General features: G+C 70.0%; 10 protein-coding genes. 7 read left to right on the top strand and 3 right to left on the bottom strand.

The window, feature by feature from the left end; translation table 11 throughout:
- Window positions 1–145: 145 nt before the first annotated feature.
- The 3 genes from JHW48_RS10405 (at window position 146) to JHW48_RS10395 (ending at window position 4,228) form a co-directional block, all read left to right on the top strand.
- Window positions 146–697: a response regulator transcription factor gene (locus tag JHW48_RS10405; protein ID WP_336390884.1), complete on the top strand. Its 552-nt coding sequence runs from the start codon at window positions 146–148 to the stop codon at window positions 695–697.
- 49 nt (window positions 698–746) lie between these two features.
- Complete coding sequence (locus JHW48_RS10400; protein ID WP_170152235.1) at window positions 747–3,005, top strand: methyl-accepting chemotaxis protein; 2,259 nt, start codon at window positions 747–749, stop codon at window positions 3,003–3,005.
- A 242-nt stretch (window positions 3,006–3,247) separates the two neighbouring features.
- Window positions 3,248–4,228, top strand: coding sequence for a TerC family protein (locus tag JHW48_RS10395; protein ID WP_119885418.1), 981 nt, complete (start codon window positions 3,248–3,250; stop codon window positions 4,226–4,228).
- Window positions 4,229–4,266: 38 nt separating this feature from the next.
- On the opposite strand, the gene JHW48_RS10390 is transcribed toward JHW48_RS10395, so the two are convergent.
- Together JHW48_RS10390 and JHW48_RS10385 are read right to left on the bottom strand one after the other, a co-directional pair.
- Window positions 4,267–4,440, bottom strand: coding sequence for a hypothetical protein (locus JHW48_RS10390; protein WP_170152236.1), 174 nt, complete (start codon window positions 4,438–4,440; stop codon window positions 4,267–4,269).
- A 47-nt stretch (window positions 4,441–4,487) separates the two neighbouring features.
- A complete protein-coding gene (locus tag JHW48_RS10385) occupies window positions 4,488–4,820 on the bottom strand; it encodes a hypothetical protein (RefSeq protein WP_147388056.1) in 333 nt (110 codons plus the stop codon).
- 218 nt (window positions 4,821–5,038) lie between these two features.
- Between JHW48_RS10385 and JHW48_RS10380 the strand changes: the two genes are divergently transcribed.
- The 4 genes from JHW48_RS10380 to JHW48_RS10365 all read left to right on the top strand — a co-directional run bounded on the left by JHW48_RS10380 (window position 5,039) and on the right by JHW48_RS10365 (window position 11,707).
- A complete protein-coding gene (locus JHW48_RS10380; RefSeq protein ID WP_119885420.1) occupies window positions 5,039–5,392 on the top strand; it encodes a hypothetical protein in 354 nt (117 codons plus the stop codon).
- Window positions 5,392–8,196: a response regulator gene (locus JHW48_RS10375; protein WP_119885421.1), complete on the top strand. Its 2,805-nt coding sequence runs from the start codon at window positions 5,392–5,394 to the stop codon at window positions 8,194–8,196. Before JHW48_RS10380 ends, JHW48_RS10375 begins: the two co-directional genes overlap by 1 nt.
- A 2-nt stretch (window positions 8,197–8,198) precedes the next feature.
- Complete coding sequence (locus tag JHW48_RS10370; protein ID WP_119885422.1) at window positions 8,199–9,188, top strand: diguanylate cyclase; 990 nt, start codon at window positions 8,199–8,201, stop codon at window positions 9,186–9,188.
- A gap of 77 nt (window positions 9,189–9,265) precedes the next feature.
- Window positions 9,266–11,707, top strand: coding sequence for an outer membrane protein assembly factor BamB family protein (locus tag JHW48_RS10365; RefSeq protein ID WP_119885423.1), 2,442 nt, complete (start codon window positions 9,266–9,268; stop codon window positions 11,705–11,707).
- Here JHW48_RS10365 and JHW48_RS10360 read toward each other — a convergent pair.
- Window positions 11,704–12,843, bottom strand: a complete 1,140-nt coding sequence (locus JHW48_RS10360) for an alpha-D-ribose 1-methylphosphonate 5-triphosphate diphosphatase (protein ID WP_119885424.1) — start codon at window positions 12,841–12,843, stop codon at window positions 11,704–11,706. The genes JHW48_RS10365 and JHW48_RS10360 overlap by 4 nt on opposite strands.
- Window positions 12,844–12,867 lie beyond the last annotated feature (24 nt).

Below are 12,867 nucleotides of genomic sequence, written 5' to 3'. Positions count from 1 at the left end.
CGGGGGATCGCGCCGCCATCCGGCGCATGACCTGCGCCCCATCCGGGGGATCAGATGAGGATATTGCTGGCAGACGACCACAGCCTGGTGCGCGAGGCCATCGCCGCCTTCCTGCGGGGGCGAGGGTTTCGCCGACATCACCGGCGTGGATTCGCTGGACGAGGCGGTGCGGGCCGCCGCGCGGACGCCCTTTGACCTGGCGCTGCTGGATTACGACATGCCGGGAATGAACGGGCTGACGGGGCTGGCGCGGATGCGGCAGGTGATGGACCCGCGCCCGGTCGCCATCCTGACGGGCACCGTGTCGGGCAGCGTGGCCCGCCAGGCGCTCGATGCGGGGGCGCGGGGTTTCCTGCCCAAGACGCTCAGCGCGCGGTCGCTGGCGGCGGCGCTGCATCTGATCGCGACGGGCGGCGTCTATGCCCCCTATGACCTGATGACCGCGCCCGCGGCCCCGCGCGACGGGCTCTTGACGCAGCGCGAGGCCGAGGTGCTGTCCGGCCTTTGCGAGGGCAAGTCCAACAAGGAGATCGCCAACCAGCTGAACCTGCAGGAGGTCACGATCAAGCTGCATGTCAAGACGCTGTGCCGCAAGCTGGGGGCGCGCAACCGCACCCAGGCCGCGATGATCGCCCATGCCCGCGCCTCGGGGGGAAATCCCGGCGCCGGTAACGGTTGGGAAACCCCCCGCTGCTAAGCAGGGCCGACCACAGACACCAGCCACAGCCTTTTCAGGAGGGGCGAAGATGAAGATCCGGACCATGTCCATTCGCGCGAAACTGGCCTTTTCGGCCGCGGCGCTGACCGCCTGCGCCATCGTCGCGGTGATCGCGCTGACGACCACCCTGATGACGCGCAGCTCGGCCGCGGAATCCCAGGCCCATGCCCGCGCCCTGCTGGACGAATACGCAGCCACCGTCGCGCAGGAGATCGGGTCCGTCGCCGACATGGTCCGCACCGGCACCGCCGCGATCGAGGGCGCGCTGGATGCGGGCCTGGCCGATCGCGACGCCTTGGGCCGCATGGTCTATCGCATGCTGGAGGATCGGCCGGATCTGGTGGGCATGACCCTGGCCTTCGAACCCGACGGGCTGCAGGGCCGCGACCTGGATCATGTGGGCCATCAATATTCCGACGCGGCGGGCCGCTTCGTGCCCTATTTCTTCTATGACCCGCAGGTCCGGATCGATGTCGAGCTGCTGGACATGCGCCCGGAGGCGGGGACCGAGAGCTGGTACGACCAGCCCATCCGCGAGAACCGCAACCTGATCACGCCCCCCTATGACTACGATGTCGGCGGCACCTCGGTCCTGATGACGACGATCAGCGGCGTCGTGCGCGACGAAGGGCGTGCCGTGGGCATCCTGACCGGGGATATCGCGCTGACCAACCTGTCGTCGCGGATCGACCAGCTGCGTCCCTTCGGCGATGGCCGGGTGGGGCTGGTCAGCGCGGATGGCCGCTGGATCGCCCATGCCGATCGCGGCAGGCTGGGCCAGCCCGTCACCGCCGAGGAACGCGCCACGGTCCTGGCCAACGGGCAGGCCACCGGCATCAACGGGGCCGAGATGATCGTCCTGACCCGCCCCGTCGCCTTCCCCGGCCTGGCCGAGGGCTGGACCATCGTCATGCAGGTCCCGCGCGCCACGGTGATGGCCGATGTCGTGCGCACCCGCGACCGGACGATCATGGCGGCGGGGGTGCTGCTGGGCCTGACGCTGCTGATCGTCTGGTTCGGCGCCCGCGTCGTGTCCCGCCCGATCGAGCGGATGACCGCCTCGATGCAGCAGCTGGCCGATGGGCGGCTGGACACGCCCATCCCCCATGCCGATCGAGGGGACGAGATCGGGGCCATGGCCTCGGCCGTGACCGTCTTTCGCGACCGTGCCGTCGAGGCCCGTCGGCTGGAGGCGCAGGCCGAGGCCGACCGCGCCGCCCAGCAGGCCGCCGACCAGGCCGAACGCGACCGCCAGGACCGCGTCGTGCGCGAGATCGGCACCGGGCTGGAACGCCTGGCCGCGGGCGACATGACGCATCGGATCGAAAGCCCTGCGCATGATCCCTTCCCGGCGGCCTATGATTCGCTGCGGCTGTCCTTCAACGAGGTCGTGTCGCGCCTGTCCCAGACCGTGCGCCGCATCGCCGATGTCGCCAACCAGGTTCGCGGCGGCGCGGACGAGATCAACATGGCCGCCTCCGAGATCTCGACCCGGGCCGAGACCCAGGCCGCGACGCTGGAGGAATCCGCCGCGGCGCTGAACCAGATGAACGAAAGCCTGCGCCAGACCGCCAGCCGCGCCCGTGAGGCCGAGGAGGCCAGCAGCCGCAACCGCGACATCGCCGCCGAAAGCGCGGAGGTGGTGACCGATGCCGTGACCGCGATGCGCGCGATCGAGCGGTCCTCGGAACAGATCACCCGCATCATCGGGGTGATCGACGACATCGCCTTCCAGACGAATCTGCTGGCGCTGAATGCGGGCGTCGAGGCCGCGCGGGCGGGCGAGGCGGGGCGCGGCTTCGCCGTCGTCGCCTCCGAGGTGCGTGGCCTGGCGCAGCGCGCGGCGGAATCGGCGCGCGAGGTGCGGGGGCTGATCTCGGACAGCGCGGCGCAGGTCCGCACCGGATCCGAGCTGGTCGGGCGGACCGGCGACAGCCTGGGCGTAATCCTGGACAAGGCCTCCGAGGTGTCGGAGCAGATCGCGGCCATCGCGCGCGCCGCGGCCGAACAGTCGACCGGCCTGGCCGAGATCAATGCAGGCGTGAATCAGCTGGACCAGGTCACCCAGCAGAACGCCGCCGTGGCCGAGGAGGCGACCGCCGCATCGATGTCTCTGCGCCAGCAGGCCCAGGTCCTGTCGACCGAGATCGCGGCCTTCAAGGTCGAGGGCGGGCCGCGCATGGATGCGCCCGAACGCCCCTCGCTGGCCCCGGAATTCTCCGTCGAGGTGCGCCCGATCCGCGTCGCGGGCGGTGGTGCGGGCGCGGGCCAGATGCTGGAATTCTGATCACGGTGCGGGGCGGCGCGACGGGCCGCCCCGCAGCCGCGCGGGGAATTTTACGTGCCCCCCATCCGCCCCCTTGCGCGGGCATTCGGCATGCGCCATCTCTGGCGCTGCGGGACCGGGCCCCTCTGGCGGCAGGATCGACGATCCGCCGCGATGTCGGACCGCATCGAGCGTGCTCGGTGTGATTGCGGCCCCTTCCGGACCCCAGCCCCGCGGCACGATGGCATTCTTGCGAGGGCATCGTGGAATTTCTTCTGATCCTGTTTCTGGGCAAGCCGCTGTGGATGTGGCTGCTGTTCCTGTCCGTGGTGATCGCGCTTCTGGTCTTTGACCTGGGCGTGCTGAACCGCGACGACCATGAGATCGGCATCGCCGAGAGCCTGCGGCTGTCGGCGATGTACATCCTGCTGGGGCTGGCCTTTTCGGGCTTCATCCATTGGCAGATGGGGGCCGAAGCGACGGCCCAGTACCTGACCGCCTTCATCGTCGAGAAGACCTTGGCGATGGACAACATCTTCGTGATCGCGCTGATCTTCGGCGCCTTCGCGATCCCGCGGGCCTATCAGCATCGGGTGCTGTTCTGGGGCATCCTGGGGGTGATCGTGCTGCGCGGCCTGATGATCGGGATCGGCGCGACCATCGTGCAGCACTATCATTGGGTGCTGTATCTGTTCGCGGCCTTCCTGATGGTCACGGGCGTCAAGATGCTGTTTGCCGATGACGCGGCGCCGGACATGGCGCAGAACCGCTGGCTGGCTTGGCTGCGCCGCCGCATCCCGGTGACCGAGGGGCTGCACGGCCATGCCTTCACCATCCGTCAGGCGGATCCCCGCACGGGGCGCATCCAGCGCATGGCCACGCCGCTGCTGCTGGCGCTGATCGTGATCGAGCTGGCCGACATCGTCTTCGCGGTGGATTCCGTGCCCGCCGTCTTCACCATCACGACGGATCCCTACCTGGTCTATACCTCGAACATCTTCGCGATCCTGGGGCTCAGGGCGCTCTATTTCGCGCTGGCGGCGATCCTGCACCGCTTCGCCTATCTGAAATACGCGCTGTCGGTCCTGCTGATCTTCATCGGGTCCAAGATCTTCGTGGCGGACCTGATGGGCTGGCAGAAGTTTCCGCCGGCCTGGTCGCTCGGGATCACCTTTACGATCCTGACGATCGGGGTGGTGGTGTCGCTGGTCAAGACCCGGCGGGTCGAGGCGTCCGCCGACTGACGCCGCGCCGGCCGGGTCGCCCCGGCCGGCGCCTTCGCTCAGAAGATCAGCGCCGCCCCCCCGATCAGCGCCGTCATCAGCGACAGGAAGAACAGCCAGTGCAGCAGGGTCTGCCGCCAGACCGCCGCACCCGGCGGTGGCAACAAGTCGGTGGGCAGGGTGTCGTGGTCGGTCGCGGTCGCGCGATCCGACAGGTCGGGAGTGTTGGTCATGGGATTTGTCCTGAAGATGGGGTCGTGACGGGCCGCAGGGCCCGCGATCAAGCCGTCATCATCAGGGCAGGGGGTGCGCGCGGTCGCGGATCGCCGCGGCGCGCAAGGCCCGCATCCAGGCGCGCGGGCAGGGCGCGCGGCATCGCCTGCGCCACCGCCTCAGGGCTTGGCCGCCCGGCCCATCCGGGCGCGCCATCGGGGCCGTCATCCTTTTGCGGCAAGGCCAGCGCGCGGTCGGCAAGCGCCAAGGCCAGGGCGGGCGTGCCCTCGGTCAGGCGCTCGGCCGGGGCGGCGGGGCCGTGGCCGAAGCCCGGTGGCGGCAGCGGCCCCGTGCCCGCGCTCAGGCCCAGCACCACGACCAGCATCATCAGCCACCGCATCAGCGGCGGACCAAGGGAGATGGCAAGGGCAGGGGCAGGGCGCATGGCGGATCTCGGGGGCACCGCGCGGCGCGGCAGGGCAAATCTAGGGCCGGGCGCGGTGAAATACCAGTCATTCGTCTCGATCTTGAATCGCTAGAAACCGAACGGTCTCGGGACGGGCGGGCGGGGCGGCCGCTAAGGTCGGGCTGCGATCCCGAACCCCGAGGGCCCTGACGATGGCACTGCCTGATCCCACCACCGCCGCACGCCCCGAGCCCGCCGGGCTGGCGCCCGCGATGGTGCTGGCGGGTCTGGGGCTGGCCGCCCTGATCGGCGCGGCGCTGATGCGCGACGGCCCGCCGGGCCAGTTCCTGGTCCTGCTGCCGCCCGTGACGGATGCGGGGCGGGCGATGGATGCGGTCCATGCGGCCGGGGGCGGGGTGATCCGGCATGCCCGGCTGCCGGGGCTGGTGGTCGCGATCTCGGACCGGGACGATTTCCGCGACAGGATGCGGCGGCAGGGGGCGTGGATGATCCTGCCCGCGCCGGGGGATTTCGGCTGCGTCACCGCGCGGCCAGGAGGATTGTGATGAGCATCGAGCTGAACGGCCTGAGGACGCGCTATGGGCGTCTGCTGGTGATCCTGTTCTGGGCGCATGTGCCGCTTTTGGGGCTGGCGGCGCTGTGGGTGGGGCTGATGGACCCGTGGCTCGCGATGGCCTTGGGGGCGGGGCTGGCCGTGGCCTATCACCTGTGCTGGTGGCGATACGGGACGGCGCCGGTCACCCGCAACCTGTCGGCCGTGGCCTTGGTGGGCGAGCCTGCGCTGTTCCTGCTGGTCTTCGACGGGCATGGCTGGCAGATGGACATGCACATGTATTTCTATGCCGTGCTGGCGCTGAACCTGGCCTGGTTCGACCGCCGCGCGCTGATGGTGTCGGCCACGGCGATCACGCTGCATCACCTGGTGCTGTTCTATCTGCTGCCGAACGCGGTCTTCACCACCGACGGGGAACTGGCGCGGGTGCTGCTGCATGGGGCGATCGTGGCCTTCCAGACGGCGGTGCTGATCTGGGTCAGCGACAAGGTCGTGCAATCCTTCGACCGCATCGGCCGGATGAGCGACGAGATCGTCGCCAAGGGCCGGGCGCTGGAGGAACGCACCCGCGAGGCCGAGGAGGCCAACCGCGCCAAGAGCATGTTCCTGGCCAATATGAGCCACGAGATCCGCACCCCCATCAACGCGATCCTGGGGTTCTGCCATCTGGTCCAGCGCAGCCGGCTGGAGCCGCGCCAGCGCGACCAGATCGGCCGGATCAGCACGGCGGGCGGGGTCCTGCTGCGGTTGATCAACGACCTGCTGGATTTCTCCAAGAACGAGGCCGGGGCGCTGACGCTGGAACAGCGGCCTTTCGATCTGCGATCGGCCATGTCGGTGCAGGTCCAGCTGGTCGCCGACACGATGGCCGCGCGCAACCTGACGCTGCGCCAGCGCATCGACCCGTCCCTGCCGCAGGTTCTGGTCGGGGACGAGCTGCGGCTGAACCATGTCCTGCTGAACCTGCTGAGCAATGCGGTCAAGTTCGCATCCGACGGCGAGATCCTGCTGGAGGCGCGGCTGGCCGCGCCCGAGGGCGACGGCGTGCGGATCGAGATCTCGGTCACCGATTGTGGCATCGGCATGACCGAGGATCAGATCCGGCAGGTCTTCTCGCCCTTCACCCAGGCCGACAGCTCGACCACGCGGCGGTTCGGCGGCACGGGGCTGGGCCTGGCCATCTGCCGCCAGATCGTCGAGCAGATGGACGGCTGGATCCGGGTGGAAAGCCAGCCCGACCGCGGCAGCACCTTCACCTATTCCGTCAGGCTGGGCCTGGGCGATCCGGCGCTGGCCGATGCGGTCCTGCCCTGCGGGGCGATCCGGGCGCTGCGGGTGCTGGTCGCCGATGACAGCCCCATCGCCCTGAAGATGCTGGAGGAGATCTTCGCCCGCTGGCAGATGGGCGTGACCCTGACGCAGACCGGCGCCGAGGCGCTGGAGCTGATCCGGGCCGCCGATGCGCGCGGCGCGGGGTTCGACCTGGTGATCCTGGACTGGAAGATGCCCCAGATGGACGGGTTGCAGGTGCTGCGCGCACTGCCCAGGCTGGATCTGGCGCGGATGCCCGCCACGATGATCATGACCGGCCAAGGCGTCAGCGCCGTCATGCAGGAGGCCGCGGGCGAGCCGATCGACCTGTTCCTGGCCAAGCCGATCAACGCCACGACCCTGCTGGAATCGCTGCGCCAGCTCCCGCGGCTGGACGATCACGACCCCTTGGCCGATGGCGACGCGCCGACCGGGCCGCGCCTGCCCGTGACGCTGCAGGGCCAGCGCGTCCTGCTGGTCGAGGACAATGCCATCAACCGCGAGATCGCGACCGCCCTGCTGGGCGATGCCGGGGTCCAGGTGGACTGGGCCGAGAACGGTCTGATCGCCTGCCGCATGGTGGAGGAGGGGGCCGATCTCTATGCCGCGGTGCTGATGGACATGCAGATGCCCGAGATGGACGGCCTGACCGCCACGCGCCGGATCCGCCGCACGGTATCGGCCGAACGGCTGCCCATCATCGCCCTGACCGCCCATGCCTATGACGAGGAACGCCGCGCCTGCCTGGAGGCGGGGATGTGCGCCCATGTGACCAAGCCCATCGACCCCGATCACCTGATCGACATGCTGGCCCGCCATATGCGCCCCATCGCCCCGGCGGCGACTGCCGCGCCCGAGCCTTTGGTGCGGGCGGGCGATCTGCCTGACCGGCTGCCGCCCTTCGACATCGGCGCCGCCTTGGCGCGGGTGGCGGGCAAGCGCGATCTGCTGCGGCGGCTGATCCTGGCCTTCGGGCAGGGCAATCGCGACCTGGCCGACCGGATCGAGGCGGCGCTGGATCAAGGCGCCACGGAGGATGCCTGCCGCATGGCCCATACGCTGAAGGGGGTCGCGGCCTCGCTGGAGCTGTCGGCTGTGGCCCGCATCGCGGGCGCGCTGGAGGCGGCGCTGTCCTCCGGCGCCGACGGGCGGGCGATCCTGGCCGATCTGCACGCGCCCCTGGCCTTGGCGGTCGAGGCCGCGGCATCGCTGCGCCCGGCGCCCCCGCCCCTGGGCGATGCCCGCCCGGCGGTCGCGCTGGACGATGCGGCGATCGCGCCCTTGGTGGCGCGGCTGCGCGACCAGGTGCGTCGGCGCAGCATGGCCGCCCGGGGCAGCTTCGACGCCTTGGCCGAGGCGCTGCGCCTGGACCCCGCGCAGCTGGCCGATCACCCCATGCGCAGCGCGCTGCTGCGCCTGGACTATGCCGCCGCGGCCGCCCTGCTGGACGGCCCGCTCTTCGCCCCCGATCCCGCAAGGACCTGAACATGGATAACCGCCCCGTCATTCTGGTCATCGACGACGAGCCCGCCAATATCGAGATCGTCACCGCCGTGCTGGAGGATGATTACGACATCTGCTTCGCCCTGTCGGCGGAACAGGCCATCCCCATCGCCCATGAGGCTCGCCCGGACCTGATCCTGATGGATGTGATGATGCCGGGGATGGACGGCTATCAGCTGTGCCGGATCTTTAAGGCCGATCCCGCCCTGGCCGAGATCCCGGTGATCTTCGCTACCGCGCTCGGCGATGACGAGGCCGAGATCCGGGGCCTGGCCGTCGGCGCGATCGACTATGTGACCAAGCCGATCCGCCCCGCGGCGCTGCAGCGCCGGGTCCGCAACCATGTCCAGATGAAGCAGATGCGCGATCAGCTGGCCGATCAGGCGCTGCGCGATCCGCTGACGGGGCTGGCCAATCGCCGGATGCTGGAACGGCGCCTGCAGGCCGAATTGCTGCGCCAGGCCCGCGATGGCGGGCAGGTCGCGGTGATGATGATGGATATCGACCATTTCAAGGGCTTCAACGACAGCTATGGCCATCCGGAGGGGGACCGCTGCCTGCATGCCGTGGCATCCGCGGTGGCGGGGTCGCTGCGCCGGGCGGGCGATCTGTGCGCGCGCTACGGGGGCGAGGAATTCGCCTGCATCCTGCCCGGCACGGATCTGGACGGCGCCGTCCACATGGCCGAGGTGATCCGCGCCGCGGTCCAAGGCCTGGCCATCCCGCATCGCGCGTCGCTGGTGGCCGATGTCGTCACGCTCAGCATCGGGGTTGCGGCCGGGCGCAGCGAGGTGGGGATCACCGACCAGACCTGGCTGACCGCGGCGGACCGGATGCTCTATCGCAGCAAGCTGGCGGGGCGGAACCGGGTCAGCGCCCAGCCCCTGACATCCGGCCAGCCCGTCTCCGAGGCCGCGATCATCGACACCATCCCGCAGCGATGCGCGGGCGCGGGGGTCAAGGCGGGAATATGACGCAGGCCGGGGCCCGGAACCCAGGGCGGGCCGGGGCGTTCCGCTGGCAATGATCACACCCCCGTGAAAGGACCGTCATGCCAGACTACCGCCTCGATCCGACCGTGCTGAGACCTTGGGCGCGGGTGTTGCTGGGGGGGATCGGCCTGGTCCTGCTGGCGCTTGGCGGTGCGACGCTGTGGTTCGGGGGCCAACTGCTCTGGGCCGGGGGCAACTGGTATTACGCAATCGCGGGGCTGGCGATGCTGATCGCGGGGATCGCCCAGATCGGCGGGCTGGTGCGGGTCTCGCTGCCGATCCAGGCGCTGCTGATGGTCGGCACCGCGATCTGGTCCCTGTGGGAGATCTGGGGCAAGGGCTTTCTGCCGGCCTGGGGCGCGGATTTCGGGGCGCGGGTCGGGATCATCGCGGCGCTGTTCTTCGTCTCGGCGCTGATCGCGGCGGCGGGGACGCCCCGGGTGCATCGCGCGCCGGGCCTGTTTCGGGTGACTTTCGGCGTGGCGGCCTCGCTGGCGCTGGTCGCGGTGGGGCTGATCGCCTGGCATTGGGAACGCACGACATCGCCGTCCGACAATCTGGCCCAGGTCGAGCCGCAGCCTCTGCCCGAGGGGATGAACGGCCCGGGGGAATGGCCCGCCCATGCCGGATCGGCCAATGGCCATGCCTTCACGCCCGCGGGCCAGATCACCCCCGCCAACGTGTCGCGCATGACCGAGGTCTGGCGCGTCCAGACGGGCGACGTGCCGCCCAATGACCGGGTCTTCTATTCCGCCCAGAACACCCCGATCATGGTCGAGGGCCAGCTGTTCACCTGCACGCCCAGCAATCAGGTGATGGCGCTGGACCCGAGCTCGGGCGAGGTTCTGTGGCATTACGACCCCGAGGTCGCGCCGGAGCATATGGAATCGCTTTTCTCGGCGGCCTGCCGGACGGTCGCCCATTACCGCGTGCCCGAGGCCACGGGCCAATGCGCCGCGCGCGTCTATGTGGCCGTGGTCGATGGGCGCATGGTCGGGCTGGATGCCCAGACCGGCGCCGTCTGCCCGGATTTCGGCACGGATGGGGTGGTGGACCTGACGCTGAACATGGGCATCCAGGAAACCGGGCTGGCCTCGTCCACCTCGGGGCCGGCGCTGGTGGGTGACGCGCTGATCGTGGGTCAGCAGGTCAGCGACAACCAGCGCCGCGACGCGCCCTCGGGCGTGGTGCGGGCCTATGACGCGGCGACGGGCGATCTGCTCTGGGCCTGGGACGCGCTGCGCCAGGGTCAGGCGCAGGAGCCTCTAGCCGCGGACGAGGTCTATCCCCGCGGCACGCCGAATGTCTGGAACATCGTCAGCGGCGATCCGCAGGCGGGGCTGGTCTATATCGGCACCGGCAATTCCGCCAACGATCATTGGGGCGGCACCCGCACCGAGGAGGAGGACCGCTTCACCGCCGCCGTCGTCGCCATCGACCTGGAGACGGGCGAGACGGTCTGGGATTTCGCCACCGTCATCCATGACCTGTGGGATTACGACATCGGCGCGCAGCCGGTGGTGGGCGACGTGACCATTGCGGGCCAGACGGTGCGCGCGGTGATCCAGGCGACCAAGACCGGGTCCTTCTTCGTCTTCGACGCCGCGACGGGCGAGCCGCTGACCGATATCCGCATGACCCCCGCCCCGCAGGGCGCGCTGCCCGGCGATTGGGTGAACGAGACGCAGCCGCAATCGGTCTTCTATCCCAATGTCGCGGGTCTGCCGGGACCCGAGCCCGAGGTGATCGACGCCCGCCACGCCTTCGGCATGACGCCGGTCGATGCCGCCATGTGCCGGCTGGAATTCCAGCGCATGCGCTATGAGGGGATGTTCACGCCGCCCACCGACGATCCGGGCGGGATGCTGCTGTTCCCGGGTACGGTGGGCGGGCCGAACTGGGGCGGGATCGGCCTGGACCGGGACCGCAACATCGTGATCTCGAACCATTCGCGCCTGCCCAACAAGGTCGTGATGGTCCCGCGCGAAGATGTCGACGATCTGCCCGTCGGCATGGGCGGCGCCCGCCCCGATCAGGAGATCGCGCCGCATTACTTCTCGCCCTATGGGGTGGACCGGCCGATCTGGCTGTCGGTGCTGGACGTGCCCTGCATCGCGCCGCCTTGGGGGTTCATCGTGGCGACCGATCTGGATAGCGGCCGGATCGTCTGGCAAAAGCCCCTGGGCACGGGCTTCGACACCGGGCCGCTGGCGCTGCCGACCTTCCTGAAGCTGCCTTTGGGGACCGCCAATATCGGCGGGCCGCTGATGACGGCGACAGGGCTGACCTTCATCGCAGCCGCCCAGGACAACTGGCTGCGCGCCTTCGAGACCGAAACCGGCCGCCTGCTGTGGGAGGGTCGCCTGCCCGCCGGCGGCCAGGCATCGCCGATGAGCTATGAGGTCGACGGCCGGCAATATGTCGTCATCACGGCCACCGGCCATGAACGGCTGATGACCGAGACGGGCGATTACATCGTGGCCTTCGCGCTGGAGGACTAGACCCGCCGCCCCTGCACCCAGACCCCGCGCAGCGCGCCGGTCCGGCCGATCCGGGTGACCCGGATCACGTCGGCCCGCGCGCCGGGGGCCAGCCGGCCCCGGTCGGCCAGCCCCACCGCCGCGGCGGGGGCCTGGGTCACGGTGGCGATGCCGCGGGCCATGTCGCCCCAGCCATCCCCCAGCGCGATCGCCGCCGACAGCAGCGACGATGGCACGTAATCCGATGACAGGATGTCCAGCAGATCCGCCTCGGCCAGTTCGCTGGCGGCAATGTTGCCGCTGTGGGATCCGCCGCGGATCAGGTTCGGCGCGCCCATCATCACCCGGATGCCGTGGTCGCGGCAGGCCTGGGCGGCCTCGAAGGTGGTCGGGAATTCCGCGAAATGACAGCCATGCCCGGCGCTGACCGCCACCTGCGGCGCGGTCGTGTCGTCATGGCTGGCCAGCACCGCGCCGTAGCGGCGGGCCTCGGCCACCGCGGTTGCCTCGTGCAGATCGCCCACGCGGGCGCGCAGCGCCTGCTGTTCGGCGATATGCTGGTCGAATTCCGCATCGGTCAGGGCCTTCTTGCCCATCACGTAATCCCGCAGCTTCGAGATGTCGCGGAACTGGCGCTCGCCGGGCGTGTGATCCATCAGGCTGACGACGCCGACGCGGTCATGCGGGCCGAACTTGGCCATCTCCTCGGGCAGGGTCTGGGAACAGATCTCGGCGCGCAGATGCAGGAAATGGCTGATCCGCAGGGCGCCCTTGGCGCGCAGGTCCAGGATCTCGTCCGCCAGCGCGCGGGCATATTCGCCATAGCCTGCGGTGTTCGAGGTGACGACCGATCCCACCCGCAGCGCGTCGAAGACGGTGGTGATGCCCACGCTGGCCAGTTCGGCGTCATGGGCGATGATCGCGCTGGCATGGGGCCAGTCGACGCCGGGGCGCGGCTCGATATGGCGCTCCAGGTTGTCGGTATGCAGCTCGATCAGGCCGGGCATGACCAGGTCGCCGTCGCAGTCGATGGCGCCCGCGGGGATGGAGCGGCCATGCCCGATCTCGGCGATGCGGCCCTCGCGCAGGACCAGGTGGCCGTGGATCTCCTCGTCGGGCAGGATCAGGCGGGCATTGGCAAGGATCGTGTCGGTCATGCGGCGGGGTCCAGTCTTGTCGCG

It is taken from the genome of Paracoccus aestuarii (assembly GCF_028553885.1).
GTDB lineage: Bacteria > Pseudomonadota > Alphaproteobacteria > Rhodobacterales > Rhodobacteraceae > Paracoccus > Paracoccus aestuarii.
Note: the sequence above shows the minus strand (reverse complement) of the source record. Positions and strands in the feature narration are given on the sequence as shown.

Coding starts and splice junctions, on each gene's coding strand:
- JHW48_RS10385 (WP_147388056.1), bottom strand. CDS start 4,820: ATGCGGTGGCTGATGATGCTGGTCGTGGTGCTGGGCCTGAGCGCGGGC.
- JHW48_RS10360 (WP_119885424.1), bottom strand. CDS start 12,843: ATGACCGACACGATCCTTGCCAATGCCCGCCTGATCCTGCCCGACGAG.
- JHW48_RS10400 (WP_170152235.1), top strand. CDS start 747: ATGAAGATCCGGACCATGTCCATTCGCGCGAAACTGGCCTTTTCGGCC.
- JHW48_RS10370 (WP_119885422.1), top strand. CDS start 8,199: ATGGATAACCGCCCCGTCATTCTGGTCATCGACGACGAGCCCGCCAAT.
- JHW48_RS10365 (WP_119885423.1), top strand. CDS start 9,266: ATGCCAGACTACCGCCTCGATCCGACCGTGCTGAGACCTTGGGCGCGG.
- JHW48_RS10375 (WP_119885421.1), top strand. CDS start 5,392: ATGAGCATCGAGCTGAACGGCCTGAGGACGCGCTATGGGCGTCTGCTG.
- JHW48_RS10380 (WP_119885420.1), top strand. CDS start 5,039: ATGGCACTGCCTGATCCCACCACCGCCGCACGCCCCGAGCCCGCCGGG.
- JHW48_RS10390 (WP_170152236.1), bottom strand. CDS start 4,440: ATGACCAACACTCCCGACCTGTCGGATCGCGCGACCGCGACCGACCAC.